At 70.4% G+C, this 14,758-nt stretch carries 12 protein-coding genes and 1 pseudogene; 2 read left to right on the forward strand and 11 right to left on the reverse strand.

From position 1 onward, the window contains the following. From ACH4OW_RS01925 to ACH4OW_RS01935, 3 genes and pseudogenes are all read right to left on the reverse strand, one after another. Entirely contained in the window at nt 1–822 is an 822-nt protein-coding gene (locus ACH4OW_RS01925) for an HAD family hydrolase (protein WP_398024186.1), read from the reverse strand. Further along, nucleotides 819–3,344 (reverse strand): annotated as a pseudogene (locus tag ACH4OW_RS01930) (phosphoribosyltransferase). Before ACH4OW_RS01930 ends, ACH4OW_RS01925 begins: the two are co-directional and overlap by 4 nt. Next, entirely contained in the window at nt 3,341–4,510 is a 1,170-nt protein-coding gene (locus tag ACH4OW_RS01935) for an HpcH/HpaI aldolase/citrate lyase family protein (protein WP_360138032.1), read from the reverse strand. The pseudogene ACH4OW_RS01930 and the gene ACH4OW_RS01935 overlap by 4 nt, the downstream one beginning before the upstream one ends. A gap of 219 nt (nt 4,511–4,729) precedes the next feature. Between ACH4OW_RS01935 and ACH4OW_RS01940 the strand changes: the two genes are divergently transcribed. Next, nucleotides 4,730–5,818: a TerD family protein gene (locus ACH4OW_RS01940; protein WP_360138035.1), complete on the forward strand. Its 1,089-nt coding sequence runs from the start codon at nt 4,730–4,732 to the stop codon at nt 5,816–5,818. Between the two features lie 10 nt (nt 5,819–5,828). Here the strand turns inward: ACH4OW_RS01940 and ACH4OW_RS01945 are convergent, their stop codons facing one another. From ACH4OW_RS01945 to ACH4OW_RS01970, 6 genes are all read right to left on the reverse strand, one after another. After that, complete coding sequence (locus ACH4OW_RS01945; protein ID WP_360138038.1) at nt 5,829–6,566, reverse strand: Tellurium resistance; 738 nt, start codon at nt 6,564–6,566, stop codon at nt 5,829–5,831. A gap of 163 nt (nt 6,567–6,729) precedes the next feature. Next, nucleotides 6,730–7,902 carry a DUF475 domain-containing protein gene (locus tag ACH4OW_RS01950; RefSeq protein WP_360138041.1) on the reverse strand — a complete coding sequence of 391 codons (1,173 nt, stop codon included), beginning with the start codon at nt 7,900–7,902 and terminating at the stop codon, nt 6,730–6,732. A gap of 55 nt (nt 7,903–7,957) precedes the next feature. Then, nucleotides 7,958–8,533: a TerD family protein gene (locus ACH4OW_RS01955; RefSeq protein WP_360138087.1), complete on the reverse strand. Its 576-nt coding sequence runs from the start codon at nt 8,531–8,533 to the stop codon at nt 7,958–7,960. 189 nt (nt 8,534–8,722) lie between these two features. Continuing rightward, on the reverse strand, nt 8,723–9,298 hold the full coding sequence (locus tag ACH4OW_RS01960; protein ID WP_030023139.1) for a TerD family protein: 576 nt from the start codon (nt 9,296–9,298) through the stop codon (nt 8,723–8,725). A gap of 157 nt (nt 9,299–9,455) precedes the next feature. Beyond that, on the reverse strand, nt 9,456–9,914 hold the full coding sequence (locus ACH4OW_RS01965; RefSeq protein ID WP_360138045.1) for a peroxiredoxin: 459 nt from the start codon (nt 9,912–9,914) through the stop codon (nt 9,456–9,458). A gap of 209 nt (nt 9,915–10,123) precedes the next feature. After that, nucleotides 10,124–10,564 (reverse strand): DUF3052 domain-containing protein, encoded by a 441-nt coding sequence (locus tag ACH4OW_RS01970; protein ID WP_031003510.1) that lies wholly within the window; start codon nt 10,562–10,564, stop codon nt 10,124–10,126. A 470-nt stretch (nt 10,565–11,034) separates the two neighbouring features. Between ACH4OW_RS01970 and aceE the strand changes: the two genes are divergently transcribed. Next, complete coding sequence (gene aceE / locus ACH4OW_RS01975) at nt 11,035–13,767, forward strand: pyruvate dehydrogenase (acetyl-transferring), homodimeric type (RefSeq protein ID WP_360138048.1); 2,733 nt, start codon at nt 11,035–11,037, stop codon at nt 13,765–13,767. A gap of 88 nt (nt 13,768–13,855) precedes the next feature. Here aceE and ACH4OW_RS01980 read toward each other — a convergent pair whose 3' ends face one another. Both ACH4OW_RS01980 and ACH4OW_RS01985 read right to left on the reverse strand, forming a co-directional pair. Beyond that, nucleotides 13,856–14,185: a small hydrophobic protein gene (locus tag ACH4OW_RS01980; protein WP_360138051.1), complete on the reverse strand. Its 330-nt coding sequence runs from the start codon at nt 14,183–14,185 to the stop codon at nt 13,856–13,858. A 69-nt stretch (nt 14,186–14,254) separates the two neighbouring features. Further along, nucleotides 14,255–14,659, reverse strand: a complete 405-nt coding sequence (locus ACH4OW_RS01985) for a peptidase inhibitor family I36 protein (protein ID WP_398024188.1) — start codon at nt 14,657–14,659, stop codon at nt 14,255–14,257. Nucleotides 14,660–14,758 lie beyond the last annotated feature (99 nt).

Here is a 14,758-nt window from a genome sequence, read left to right on the forward strand (position 1 = left end):
TCAGGCGGTACGGGTGGGGGCGGTGGTGTGGCCGGTGAAGGAGCGGAGGATTTCCTCGCCTGCTACTGCACCGCGCTCGCTCAGCGCGGTGACGTGCGGCGCGTTCCACCCCGACTCCGCCAACTCGCCGTGCCCCGGCCGCCACCCGCGGTCCGCGGCCAGCAGCAGGTCGGCGTCGAGCAGGGAGTCGCCGGCGGCGAGCACCTGCGCGGCGCCGGTCCGCCGGGCGACTTCGGCCACGGCGGCGCTCTTGGTGAGCGGCTTCGGCACGGCGTAGATCTTCCGGCCCTGGAGCGAGACGGTCCAGCCGCGGGCGTCCGCCCACTCGGCGAGTTCCTTGGCCCAGGTCCGCGGCAGCAGCGAGCGGTCGATGACCAGGTAGGCGAAGAGGTCCTCGGCGACACGCTCCTTGAGCAGCCAGGCCGGGTCGGCGGTGCGCACCAGGTGCGTACGGACCTCGTCGAGCGAGGCACACTCCGCGTTCAGCCGGGCGGCGACGGTGCGCTGCCAGTCCCGGTCGGACTCCCCGTCGACGAGGAGGTGGCCGCCGTTCGCGCAGACGGCGAACCGCGGTGCGGGTCCCGGCAGGTGGATGCGTCCGTACTGTTCGCGGGTGCGGGTGGTGGCCGGTACGAAGGTGGTGGCGCCGGCGAGGGCGGTCAGCAGCCCCGCGGCCGTCTCCGTCATGTAGGAGAGCGGTTTGTGCTGGTAGACCTCGACGCACAGGAGGCGCGGGGCCTCGGCGTCGGGCACGGCCAGGTCCAGCGCGGCCGCCGAGTAGATCAGGGTGCGGTCCAGGTCGCTGGCGACGAGGGTGCTCACGGCGCGGTCACCGCCTTGCCGTCCGCGCCCGTCGCGCCCCGGGTATAGCGGGGGTGGATCAGGCCGACGCAGGTGTAGGGGAGCCCGTCGGTCTCTTCCACGGGTACGCCGCGCTGTGCGGCCAGGAGGCGTACGTGGTCCAGGTCCGTGCCGGCACCGGTCCTGGCGAGGATCTTCCAGGGGACGCGCCGGAGCAGGACCCGCGTGGTCTCGCCGACGCCGGGCTTGACGAGGTTGACGTCGTGGATGCCGTACGCCTCGCTGATCCGCTCGACCGCGGCCCACCCCTCCCACGTGGGCGAACGGTCGGCCGCCGCCAGTTCCTTCACGTCGGCGGCGACCTGCTCGGCGACCTCGTCGAAGCGGCTCGCGACGGTTTCGACGAGCACCCGGGACAGGTCGGCCGCGGCGAGGTCGCGGTAGAACTTCGCGCCGTGGAAGTCGTCCGGGCCCACGAGGTCGTCCCGCAGCACGGTGCGCGAGATCAGGCCGGAGACGGTCGAGTTGAGGCAGGCGGAGGGGATGAGGAAGTCGTCGCGGGTGCCGTAGGTGTCCACGCAGCCGCCCGGGTCGGCGAGGACGGCGATCCGCGGGTCGAAGCCGGGGAAGTCGCGCAGCGCCTCGGCCAGCTCCCGGGTGATGGCGCCCTTGCCCGTCCAGCCGTCGACGAAGACCACGTCCGCCGGGTCGTGGTGGGCGGCCAGCCAGCGCAGCGCTGTGGTGTCGATGCCGCGGCCGCGCACGATGGAGACGGCGTAGTGCGGCAGGTCGAGCCCGTGGGTGTGCAGCGCCCAGCGGCGCATCAGGACGCCTACGGGGGTCCCGGCGCGGGCCAGTGAGACCAGTACCGGACGCGGGGACCGTTCGGCGATCACGGTTTCCGTGACGGCTCCGACCGCACGCGCGATGCGGCCGGCGGAGGTCTCCAGTGCGCTGTGGAACAGCGCCTGGTACTCCTCGCTGGGCTGGTATTCGACGGGCAGCGACTCGGCGTAGTGCGCGCCGCCTGCCTGGATCGCCTCCTCGCGCTCCTCGGTCGGCGCTTCGAGGCTGACCGAGGAGAGGTCCTGGAGCAGCCAGCCGACCTCGTCGGGGGCGTAGGAGGAGAAGGCGGGGCCGCGCAGCGGCTCGGGGAGGGGCATCGGTCAGACCTGTCGTCGCGTGGCGTGGGGCGTGGGCTCGGGGGCGGGCGCCGGCGTGCGCGGCTGTGCGTACGCCGGGGTGTACGAGGGGACGACGGCGAGCAGCAGCCGGTCGGTGTGGGCGGCGAGCCTGCTCAGCAGCCCGTGTGCGGCGTGCAGCTCGGGAGTGTCGCCCAGGGAGTCGGTGACGGCGACGATGGCGTCGAAGCGGCGCTCCGGGGCCGCGCCGGGCGCGACGTTGTACGCGTACCGCTCCCCCGGGCCGTCGGCGGGCCGGTCGTGGGCGGGGAAGGCCAGCCGGGTCCGTATGGCGTAGCCGGGGTCGTCCACGGCGAGGACCGGCGAGCGGGTGGTGGTGGAGAAGTACACCTCGGCGGCCGTGGAGTCGTCCAGGGCTCCGGCGAGGCGCAGGGGCGCGTACATCAGCTCTTCGTTGCCGAGGACCAGCACCCGGCGCGCGCCGCCGAGCCGGTCGGCGAGCCGGGCCGCCATGCCGGGCAGTGCGGCCTCCAGGCGGGCCCGGTGCCCGGGGGTGAACCCGTGCCGTCCGCCGTCCGGTACGCCCTCGGGCCAGCCGAGGTCGACGCGTACGGCCTGCGCCGCCGCGGTGCCCTCGGGCGCCGCCGGGTCCTGGTGGGCCGCCGGGTCCTGGTGGGCCGCGACGAGGGCCCGGCCGCGTTCGAGCACGTCGGCGGGGAGCCGTACGCCGCCGGCGGCCAGGGATATGAGATCGACCCGCGCGCCCAGGTCGGCGGCGAACTTCTCCAGGTGGGCGCGGTCCGCGTCCGAACGCATGTCGACCAGGGCGACGACGACGTACCGGTCGCGCGGGAAGCGGGCGTGGAGCGCCTTGATGGTGTTCAGGACCGTACGGCCGGTGGAGAACTCGTCGTCGACGAGGACCAGGGGGCCGTCCCCGGCCAGCAGCGCGGGGTTCTCCGGCAGCAGCAGGTGGGACGTCGCGTGGCTGTGCTCCTCCTCGAAGCCGCCCGCCTGCTCGACGCCCGCGACCGGCCGCCGCGTGGAGTGCAGGTACGACGCGAGGGCCAGCCCGTCGGCCACGCTGTGGCCCAGTCCGGTCGCGGTCTCCGCGTACCCCAGGACGACGGCGCGCGCGGCGTCCGCGTCCCCCAGCAGGTCGCGGACCCGGCGCCCCAGCCCCAGGCCCGCGCCGTGGACCGCGTCGGGACGCTGCGGCACGTGCTTGCCGAGTACGTTCGACACGAGCAGGTGGGCCCGCTTGGGGTTGCGCCGCAACGCCAGCCCCAGCAGCCGGGGCAGTTCCTCCCCGCCGCTCAGCGAGACGCCGAGCCGCCGCGCGACCCACTCTCCGGTCCACACCACTGCGCCTGTCTCCTTCGTCTCTCGCGCCGTCGTCATCGTCCGAGGCTCGCCGTGAGCAGTTCCACGAAGCCGACGCCCTCGCGGGCCACGCCGAACGCCTCGGCCCGCAGCAGGGTCCGCTCGGCCCAGGCGCGGTGCGGTTTGATCTCGTTCATCTTGTTCGTGTACGCGGAGCGCAGTACGCCGCCGTCGCACCGTTCGGGCCGCAGGATGTCGGCGGCGTCGCTGAACTCCTCGTGGCTGACGACGGAGAGCGCGTGCACCGGCGCCACGTGCGAGGGGTGGATGCAGGTCTTGCCCTGGAGGCCGTTGGCGCGGTCGAGTTCGATCTCGCGCAGCAGCCCGTCCATGTCGTGTTCGATCAGGGCCGTACGCAGTTCCTCCGCCCGGCCCAGGAAGGGGCTCTGCCGCAGCTGCGGCTTGAACATCCGCTCGTGCAGGCGGAAGTACTCCCAGACCGGTCCGGTGACCGTGAAGCCGGTGCCGTCCGCCCGGCCCAGCACGTTCACCACGTCCGCGATCACGGACGCGACGATCTGGACGTCGTAGGCGGTCATGTCGGGGGCCCTGCGCAGGCCGTAGGCCGAGCAGAAGTCCGTGACGCCGAGCCGCAGGGCCAGGACCCGTTCGCGGTATTTGCCCACGGTGCGCGCTATGCCGCGCAGGGTTTCGCCGCGGCTCTCCAGGTGGAGCAGTTCGGGCGATTCGAGCACCGGCATCGCGAACAGCCGCTGCCCGCAGTCCGCCTCGGCGCCGGTCAGCGCCTCCAGGAACGGAACGCCTCGCTCCTCGGTGAACTTCGGCAGTACGAATCCGGACAACAGCCGCACGGCCGGGCCCAGTCGGCGTACCAGATCCGGAATCTGGCCGGCCGCTCGTACGCGTATGAACAACAGGGGCAGGTCCGTGCCGCGCCCGGCCTCGGCGTCGAGGGCCGCGAACTGCCGCACGAGGTTCTCCTCGCCGGCCGCCACGTCCGCGTCGCCGATGGAGTCCTCCAGGCAGAGCACCATGGAGACCACCCCGCGGCCGGTCTGCTTGACGATGTCCGCGGCGAGCCGCGGGCGGGTGGCGGGGCTGTAGAGCGTCGCCCCCAGGGCCACGGCGAGCGTGCCCGGCGAGGAGTCGGCGGTGAACTCGGCCGGCTCCTGGTGGAACAAGGCGTTCCGGATATCGGGCGCAAGGTGCCCAAAATGACGCATAAAACTCCCCGTGAGCAGGCGGGGCCGGGGCCACCCCGCGGCGACTCGCTGTCTGGATCCGGCCGGTAATCGTACGTGCGGCCGACGGGGGAAAGTTCCCACCCGTATGAACAGCGCGTAACCGGCATCCGGCGGCCGGGTGTCCCGAACACCGGTCCGACCGCGCCGGGCAGGCCCCCGCGTTGTCCCTCCGACCTCCGGGAAGGCAGGATTACAGGCATGACGCACGCGATGCTGAAAGGGTCGAACGTACCCCTCGACACCACGGCGGTCCGGGCCGTACTGCGCTGGACCCCCGGCGCCGGAGTGCCCGATGTCGATGCCTCGGCCCTGCTGCTCGGCACCGACGGACGCGTGCGTTCCGATGCGGACTTCGTCTTCTACAACCAGCCGCGCCACCCCAGCGGCCTGGTGCGGCACCTGCCCAAGACGCAGCTGGCCGACGCGCTGACCGACACGATCGAGGCGGACCTGTCCGGTCTCGACTCGTCGGTGGACCGCGTCATGCTCACCGCCTCGGCGGACGGCAAAACCTTTGCGCACGTACGGGACCTGCGCGTGCTGCTCTACGACGCCGCTTCGGGGGAGACCGAACCGGTCGCGATCTTCGACGTGGTGCCGGAGACGGGCAAGGAGATGGCCCTGATCTGCGGCGAGTTGTACCGGCGCGCGGACCGGTGGAAGTTCCGGGCGCTGGGGCAGGGGTACGAGAAGGGGCTGACCGGCCTGGCCACCGAGTTCGGGATCTCGGTGGAGGAAGAGGAAGAGGGCGGCGAGGCGCAGGCCGCCGGGGCGGGCGCGTCGTCGTCCGCGCCGTCCGGCGGCGCACCGGGCGGCCAGGAGGCCGGGCCGGCCGCCGCGGGCCCCGAGGCGGCCACCCACCACCTTCCCGACCCGGATGTGACCCGGCCGGCGGCACCGCCCGCCGCCGCGCAGGCGGAACCGGACTCCTTCCCGCTGGCGCCGCCCGCGGCGGCCCCGCCCACCGCGTTCCCGCCCCAGCCGCAGCCCACCGGCGGCGGCTACGGCTTCCCGCAGAACGCCCCGGGCTTCCCGCCGCCGCCGGCGCAGCCGCCGGCCCAGCCCGCGTACGGCTACCCCGGCCCGATGCCGCAGCAGCCGCAGCAGCCCTCGTACGGCTACCCGCAGCCCCCTCAGCAACCCCAGCACCAGCCGTACCCGACGAGCCCTGTAGGCGCGGCCGTACCGCCGCCCGCCGCCTACGGCTACCCGCAGCAGCCCCAGGGGCCGGCGCCCGACCCGAACTTCGTCCTGCCGCCGCAGGGACCGCAATTCCAGCACCGCTGACCTGCGGGAGTCACACCTTCGTCTTGTACCCCCGGCCCCACTGGAGGCCCCACCCGTACAGGCGGTCCAGTTCGGACTGGAAGCCGTAGACGTACTTCACCTCGCGGCGGACGGTCAGATCGCCCTTGTTGTTCTCCAGCATGAAGATCGCGCAGGAGCGGGCCTGGGGCGCCCGCTCGTCGAGTCCGATCTCCACGCGCGGCCCGTTGCTCGGGTAGAGCGTCACGACGGCGTGGGTGCGGTCGAAGGCCGGGGTGCCGTCGTAGATGTAGACGAAGATCAGCAGGCGCTTGATCTCGTCGCGGTGGTCGAGGTTGATGTACAGCGTCTCACCGGAGGGCGAGCCGAACCGGTCGTCGCCGCTGAGCTTCACGTACGGCGCGGCGTTGATGTCCCCCAGGAAGTTGCCGAGGGGCTGCACCACGCCCTTGGTGCCGTCCTTGAGCTCGTACAGGCAGGCCAGGTCCAGGTCGATCTTGACGACCGCCGGCCCCTGCGCCTGCACCACCTCCGGCTTGAACAGCTTGCCCGGGTTGCGCAGCAGGCTCCCGCCCCGCTGCGAGCCGCGCATCGTGATGTCGGACGTGCGCATCTGCCAGGACAGGTTGACCCGCAGGTGCCCGGAGGCCGCGCCCTGCTTCGTCAGCGAGACCACCGGATTGCGCTTGGTCAGCTCGACCACGTACGACGCGCCACCGGCTTCGAATTTCGGCGCCCCGCCCCGACGCCAGTTGTCCAAGAACGACACCTTGCCCCACCCCATCGATCGGTCCCGGGGCCGCCCGCCCGGATGGCCCGGCGGCCCGACTGCTCCTTGCCCGGCCACCCCTGCCCCGGTACGGCCGCGGGGCGGCCGTGGAGTGAGCACTCCATGGCCGCCCCGCTGAGAGCGTTCCTCAATCAGACCGTCGTCACACTCCGGAGGCGACTTCCGGCTTTGCCTCGGAGTTCTCCGTCGGCTTGCCTTCGCGTCGGTTCTTGCGCACGGACGACCAGAACGACAGGCCGATCAGCACGACTCCGATCAGGCCGGTGATGACCTCGCTGATCTCGTACTTGATCGTGGCGAGCAGGATGACCGCCAGCGCGCCGATGGCGTAGTGCGCGCCGTGCTCCAGGTAGACGTAGTCGTCCAGGGTGCCCCTGCGGACCAGGAAGACCGTCAACGAACGGATGTACATCGCGCCGATGCCCAGACCCAGCGCCATCTCGAAGATGTCGTTGGTGATGGCGAAGGCACCGATGACGCCGTCGAAGGAGAACGACGCGTCGATGACCTCCAGGTAGAGGAACAGGAAGAACGCGGCCTTGCCCGCGAGCCCGACACCCGAGACGGAGCCGCGCTGCTTTCCGCCGTTCGCCCGGTCCTCCCCGGCCGGCTTCGCCGCCTCGCCGGCTTCCCCGGCCTCGGCCTCCTCGGCCTCCTCGGCCTCTTCCAGCTTGTCCTCGAAGTAGCCGGAGACGCCGCCCACGACCAGGTACGTGAGCAGGCCGGCCACGCCGGACAGGAGCACCGTCGCGCTCTTGTCACCGCCGCCGTGCGCGACGTCGGTGGCCACCGTCATCGCCGTGACCATCAGGACGATCAGCGCGACGATGACGGACAGCATGTCGAGCTTGCCCATCTTCGCCAGCGGCCGCTCCAGCCAGCCCAGCCACTTGTGCTCGCGCTCCTCGAAGATGAAGTCGAGGAAGATCATGAGCAGGAACATTCCGCCGAAGGCCGCGATGGCCGGGTGGGCGGCCGTGACCAGGTGCTCGTACTGCGTCTTGTCGTTGATCGCGAGATCGACGGCCTCGATCGGCCCGATCTTCGCGGTGATCGCCACGATGACGACCGGGAAGACCAGGCGCATGCCGAAGACGGCGATCAGAATGCCGACCGTCAGGAAGATCTTCTGCCAGAAGGCGTTCATCTTGCGCAGGATTCCCGCGTTGATGACCGCGTTGTCGAACGAGACCGAGATTTCCAGGATCGACAGGATGCCGACGATCGCTAGCCCCTGCCACCCCCAGAGGACTCCGGCCAAGGCCAGGCCGGCCGCCGTGACGGCGAACGACCAGCCAAAGGTTTTCAGGAGCACTGCCTAACCCAATCCCTCGCTGTATGGGGTTCCCCCGCGCGCAGTGCGCGGCGCTTTACGAAACGTTGACCCCGAAGTCTAGAGCGATGCCTCGCAACCCCGACGCGTACCCCTGGCCCACCGCGCGGAACTTCCATTCACCGCTGTACCGGTACACCTCACCGAAGATCATCGCCGTTTCGCTGGAGGCGTCCTCGCTCAGGTCGTAACGGGCCAGCTCACTGCCGTCGGCCTGGTTGACCACCCTGATGAAGGCGTTGCTGACCTGGCCGAAGCTCTGGCCACGGGCGTCCGCCTCGTGGATCGAGACCGGAAAAACGATCTTGTCGACCTCTTCGGGGACCGCGCCGAGGTCGACGAGGATCGACTCGTCGTCCCCCTCGCCCTCGCCGGTGAGGTTGTCGCCGGTGTGCTCGACCGAGCCGTCCGGGCTCTTCAGGTTGTTGTAAAAAACGAAGTACTCGTCCCCGAGCACCCGTCCCGACCTGCACAGCAGCGCGCTGGCGTCGAGGTCGAACGGCGCTCCCGTGGTGGAGCGCGCGTCCCAGCCGAGGCCGACCATGACCTGCGTGAGATTCGGAGCGGCCTTGGAGAGGGAGACGTTGCCTCCCTTTGCGAGCGTGACGCCCATGGTGTTCGCTTCCTCCCCGGTGACGGTGGTGCCGCGCTGGCGCGCGGATTTCATACGGCCTTCATACGGCTTCCATACGAATAACTGGCCGTATCCCTACAGATTTCGTACGGGCTCCAAGCACGCCCGGCGCCGTACGCCCCGGAACAGGGGTGTACGGCGCCGGGTGCGGAAGGGTGATGGCTCCGGTCAGACGTTGACGCCGAAGTCCTGCGCGATGCCGCGCAGACCCGAGGCGTAGCCCTGGCCGATGGCGCGGAACTTCCACTCCGCGCCGTTGCGGTACAGCTCGCCGAAGACCATGGCGGTCTCGGTCGAGGCGTCCTCGCTCAGGTCGTAGCGGGCCAGCTCGTTGCCGTCGGCCTGGTTGACGACGCGGATGTAGGCGTTGCGCACCTGGCCGAAGCTCTGCTGGCGGTTCTCGGCGTCGTAGATCGACACCGGGAAGACGATCTTGGCCACGTCGGCGGGCACGCCGGCGAGGTTCACCTTGATGGCCTCGTCGTCGCCCTCGCCCTCACCGGTGGTGTTGTCACCGGTGTGCTCGACCGAGCCGTCCGGGCTCTTCAGATTGTTGAAGAACACGAAGTTCTGGTCGTTGGCGACCTTGCCCTGGTCGTTGGTCAGCAGCGCGCTGGCGTCCAGGTCGAAGTCCGTACCGGTGGTGGTACGGGCGTCCCAGCCCAGACCGACGAGCACCGCGGTCAGATTGGGGGCTTCCTTCGTCAGCGAGACGTTGCCGCCCTTGCTGAGGCTGACTCCCACGAGTCCTCCCTAGATTCGAGGGGTACGTAATGCTTTGCGCCCCCATCGTGCATGGCATCGGATCAACGTTTTGATCCTAGTGACCGGTTCCCACCGATTACAGGTAGCAGTACGGACACCGCGCCGATGTCGTGGCGGGAGCCGGTCGCGGCCGGGGTCAGAGGTTCCCGAGCGCCTTGAGGTAGTCGTTGAGGTCACGGGCGTCGGGCAGGCCGTTGACGACCGTCCAGCGGACCACGCCCTCCTTGTCGATGATGAAGGTCCCGCGCACCGCGCAGCCCTTGTCCTCATCGAAGACGCCGTACGCCCGCGAAGCCTCGCCGTGCGGCCAGAAGTCCGACAGCAGCGGGTACTCCAGGCCCTCCTGCTCGGCGAAGACGCGCTGCGAGAAGGGCGAGTCGTTGGAGACGGCCAGCAGCTGCACGTCGTCGTTGACGAACTTCGGCAGCTCGTCGCGCAGGGCGCACAGCTCGCCGGTGCACACACCGGTGAAGGCGAAGGGGTAGAAGAGGAGGACGACGGCCTTCTCGCCGCGGAAGTCGGAGAGCCTGACCAGCTCGCCGTGCTGGTTCTTCAGCTCGAAATCCGGAGCCTTCGTGCCGACCTCGATCGCCATGGGGACCGTTCCCTTCGCAGACGCCGCGAGCGGACGCCGTCGCCGCGCACGCCACGGCACCGGCGTGCGGCGCGGGGCAGCGCCGGCAGCGGCCGCTCCGGCGGATTCCAACAGGTTGCGGTCAACCCTACGCGCCGGGGCACGCACGCCGAGCCCCCCACCGGATCACCCCGGCGGAGGGCTCGGCGCGGAACGTGGGAGTGCGCAGTTCAGCGCTTGCCCGACTTGGCGGCCTTGGGGGTGACCAGGCGGCTGCCGCTCCAGTCCTTGCCCGCGTTGATGCTCCTGGTCTGGGACAGACCGGCGGTCTGCGCGGCTTCGTTGATGTCGCTCGGCTCGACGTACCCGTCACGGCCGGTCTTGGGCGTCATCAGCCAGATCTCGCCGCCCTCGTCGATCAGACCGATGGCATCCACCAGCGCGTCCGTGAGGTCGCCGTCGTCATCGCGGAACCACAGCACGACGACGTCGGCAACGTCGTCGTAGTCCTCGTCAACGATCTCCTGGCCGATCACGGCCTCAATGGCTTCGCGGAGCTCCTGCTCGACGTCGTCGTCGTAGCCGATCTCCTGGACCACCTGTCCGGGCTCGAACCCCAGCTTGATGGCCGGGTTGGTCCGCTCCTCCGCGTGGTCCGCGGTCGCGCTCACGGATTGCCTCCTGTCATGTTTCGGTAAATGACTTGCACCCCACGCACGCGCGGGGCATTGGGCGTAGTCCACACGGGCCGGGCGGATCGCGCAAGTACCCGGCCGTCGAGACCGTCGAAACGGTGACGTTTACCGCCGTCTCGCCGCAACTACGACCCCGCGCGCACGCCGGGAAGTGATTCACCCCACACCGTTCTGCGATGTTTGTGGGGTAATGGGAGCGGACTGGGCCCTTTGGGGGGCGACACCGGACAACCGAATCCCCTTTCGTACGCCGTACGACCGTACGGCGACCACTTCGGGCGTGGGCGTATGGTTGCGATTTGGCCGACCTGAAAAACCGGCCTTCGCGCGCCCGTCTCTTAGGGGGTGGTTACCCACTGGTAGAGATGACGTATCCCGGTGAGCCGGTACACGATGGAAGACGGCGCGACACCAAGCAGAGCAATACCGAACAGCGAAGGAACAGCGTGGCTTCCGGATCCGATCGCAACCCGATCATCATTGGCGGCCTTCCCAGCCAGGTCCCGGACTTCGATCCCGAAGAGACCCAGGAATGGCTCGACTCGCTCGACGCAGCCGTCGATGAGCGAGGCCGGGAACGTGCCCGCTACCTCATGCTCCGCCTGATCGAGCGTGCCCGCGAGAAGCGCGTGGCCGTGCCCGAGATGCGCAGCACGGATTACGTCAACACCATCGCGACCAAGGACGAGCCGTTCTTCCCCGGCAACGAGGAGATCGAGCGCAAGATCCTGAACGCGACCCGGTGGAACGCCGCGGTGATGGTCTCCCGGGCGCAGCGCCCCGGCATCGGCGTCGGCGGCCACATCGCCACCTTCGCGTCCTCCGCCTCCCTCTACGACGTGGGCTTCAACCACTTCTTCCGGGGCAAGGACGACGGCAAGGGCGGCGACCAGATCTTCTTCCAGGGCCACGCCTCCCCCGGCGTGTACGCCCGCGCGTACCTCCTGGACCGGCTCACCGAGACGCAGCTGGACGCCTTCCGCCAGGAGAAGTCCAAGTTCCCCAACGGCCTGTCCAGCTACCCGCACCCGCGGCTGATGCCGGACTTCTGGGAGTTCCCGACCGTCTCGATGGGCCTCGGCCCGCTCGGCGCGATCTACCAGGCCCGGATGAACCGCTACATGGAGGCGCGCGGCATCGCCGACACCTCCGACTCGCACGTGTGGGCCTACCTGGGCGACGGCGAGATGGACGAGCCCGAGTCGCTCGGCCAGCTGTCCCTCGCGGCGCGTGAGGGCCTGGACAACCTGACCTTCGTGGTCAACTGCAACCTCCAGCGCCTGGACGGCCCGGTCCGCGGCAACGGCAAGATCATGCAGGAGCTGGAGTCGCAGTTCCGCGGCGCCGGCTGGAACGTGATCAAGCTGGTGTGGGACCGCAGCTGGGACCCGCTGCTGGCCCAGGACCGCGACGGCATCCTGGTCAACAAGCTGAACACGACGCCGGACGGCCAGTTCCAGACGTACGCGACCGAGACCGGCGCGTACATCCGCGAGCACTTCTTCGGTGACGACCACCGCCTGCGCGCGATGGTCGAGAACATGACCGACCAGCAGATCCAGCACCTGGGCCGCGGCGGTCACGACCACAAGAAGATCTACGCGGCGTACGCGGCGGCCAAGGCCCACAAGGGCCAGCCGACGGTGATCCTCGCGCAGACCGTCAAGGGCTGGACGCTCGGCCCGAACTTCGAGGGCCGCAACGCGACCCACCAGATGAAGAAGCTGACGGCCGAGGACCTCAAGCGCTTCCGCGACCGGCTGCACCTGCCGATCTCGGACAAGGAGCTGGAGGACGGCAACCCGCCGTACTACCACCCGGGCCGCGACTCCGAAGAGATCCAGTACATGCACGACCGCCGCAAGGCGAACGGCGGCTACGTGCCGACCCGTGTCGTGCGTGCCAAGCCGCTGCCGCTGCCGGACGAGAAGGCGTACGCGGGGGCGAAGAAGGGCTCCGGCCAGCAGAAGATCGCCACGACCATGGCGTTCGTGCGGGTCCTCAAGGACCTCATGCGGGACAAGGAGATCGGCAAGCGCTTCGTGCCGATCGCGCCCGACGAGTACCGCACCTTCGGCATGGACGCGTTCTTCCCGTCCGCGAAGATCTACAACCCGCTGGGCCAGATCTACGAGTCGGTCGACCGCGAACTGCTGCTCGCCTACAAGGAGTCGCCGACCGGCCAGATGCTGCACGACGGCATCTCCGAGGCCGGCTGCACCGCCTCGCTGATCGCGGCGGGCTCCGCCTACGCCACGCACGGCGAGCCGCTGATCCCGATCTACGTCTTCTACTCGATGTTCGGGTTCCAGCGCACCGGTGACCAGTTCTGGCAGATGGCCGACCAGCTCGCGCGCGGCTTCGTGCTGGGCGCGACCGCCGGCCGTACGACCCTGACCGGTGAGGGCCTCCAGCACGCGGACGGCCACTCCCAGCTGCTCGCCTCGACCAACCCGGCGTGCGTCGCCTACGACCCGGCGTACGGGTACGAGATCGCGCACATCGTCCAGGACGGTCTGCGCCGGATGTACGGCGAGAACAGTGAGGACGTCTTCTACTACCTCACCGTCTACAACGAGCCGATCCAGCACCCGGCCGAGCCGGCGGACGTGGACGTGGAGGGCATCCTCAAGGGCCTGTACCGCGTCAACCAGGGCGACAAGGGCGAGCACGCGGCCCAGATCCTCGCCTCCGGCGTGGCCGTGCCGTGGGCGATCGAGGCCCAGCGGATCCTGGCCGACGAGTGGAACGTCAAGGCGGACGTCTGGTCGGCGACCTCCTGGAACGAGCTACGCCGCGACGCGGTGGAGGCCGAGGAGCACAACCTGCTCCACCCGGAGGAGGAGCAGCGCGTCCCGTACGTGACGCAGAAGCTGGCCGACGCGCAGGGTCCGAAGGTGGCCGTCTCCGACTGGATGCGTGCAGTTCCCGACCAGATCGCGCGCTGGGTGCCGGGCACCTACCAGTCGCTGGGCGCCGACGGCTTCGGCTTCGCCGACACGCGCGGCGCGGCCCGCCGCTTCTTCCACATCGACGCGCAGTCGATCGTCCTCGGCGTGCTCACCGAGCTGGCCAAGGAGGGCAAGGTCGACCGCTCGCTGCTCAAGCAGGCGATCGACCGGTACCAGCTGCTGGACGTCGCGGCCGCCGAGGCGGGCGAGGCGGGCGGCGACGCGTAAGCGTCCCGCCGGGCAGATGACGTGAGGCGCCCCCGGCCGGAGAGATCCGGCCGGGGGCGCCTCGCGTTCGCGGTGCCGGGGAATCCGCTCAGAACGGAGCCCCGGTGGCCGCTGTCGTGATCCGGATGATCGCGAAAATCGTGTCGATCACGCCGAGGACCACGGCCACCAGTGCGGGGAGCGCGTGGTTCGCGCCGCTCCACCGGCGGCCCATCGCGAGCCAGCCGAGAAGCACGGACACCGGCCCGAGGACGATGCTCAGGATGAAGAATCCGGCGACCGCGCACACCAGTCCGATCACGCCCAGCGTCGCGCGGTCCGGCCCGGTCCGAGGCCCCGTCCGGCCTCGTGAGCGGGGGTTGCTCCGCAGGTGGGTCCGCCATCGGGTGCGGCTGTGCTGTCCGAGGCCCGCCATCATCCCTCCCGAGGGTCGTGTGGTTCGGGCTCGGACTCCGGGTACCCCGCGTCGCCGTGCCCACTCCCCCGCTCAGCGCTCCCAGATTTTGAACGCCCTGACCTGGTAGGGGGATTCGGGCACCCAGCTGCCGCCGCCCGGATAGGTGTCGAACTCCCCGGTCTCCTCGCACTCGGCGCTCTGGTACGTGGTGACGGGCCGGCCGGTGCGGTTGGCGAACGAGGCGGCGCGGGCTCCGGCGGGCAGCGTGACGCAGCTTTCGATGTCGGTGCCGGACAGTTCGTAGGTCTGCCGCCGCCCGCCGAAGCCGCGGCCCGGCCAGACGCAGAACTGGCCGGTGGCGCAGTCGCCCGCGGCCGGTCCCGCGTGGGTCGGCGGCCGGTGCCGCGGCGCTCCGTGCGCGGACGGGACGCCGAGGTGGGCGGCGGCCAGTGCGGCGGCTCCCGTCAGCAGCGCGACGGTGTGGATCGTACGCATGTGCATCACTCCCCCGTGGAGTACGAAGTGGCCTGCCGCGGCGGGCGGTTGCCCGCCGCGGGCGGTGATCCGAGCTTGGCCGGGCGCGGGCGCCGCGGC

Source organism: Streptomyces sp. NPDC017056, assembly GCF_044332485.1.
GTDB lineage: Bacteria > Actinomycetota > Actinomycetes > Streptomycetales > Streptomycetaceae > Streptomyces.

Bases quoted from the DNA above. Each gene is read 5' to 3' on its own strand.
- ACH4OW_RS01935 (WP_360138032.1), bottom strand. From the start codon at position 4,510: ATGCGTCATTTTGGGCACCTTGCGCCCGATATCCGGAACGCCTTGTTC.
- ACH4OW_RS01940 (WP_360138035.1), top strand. From the start codon at position 4,730: ATGACGCACGCGATGCTGAAAGGGTCGAACGTACCCCTCGACACCACG.
- ACH4OW_RS01980 (WP_360138051.1), bottom strand. From the start codon at position 14,185: ATGATGGCGGGCCTCGGACAGCACAGCCGCACCCGATGGCGGACCCAC.
- ACH4OW_RS01955 (WP_360138087.1), bottom strand. From the start codon at position 8,533: ATGGGCGTCACGCTCGCAAAGGGAGGCAACGTCTCCCTCTCCAAGGCC.
- ACH4OW_RS01985 (WP_398024188.1), bottom strand. From the start codon at position 14,659: ATGCGTACGATCCACACCGTCGCGCTGCTGACGGGAGCCGCCGCACTG.
- ACH4OW_RS01965 (WP_360138045.1), bottom strand. From the start codon at position 9,914: ATGGCGATCGAGGTCGGCACGAAGGCTCCGGATTTCGAGCTGAAGAAC.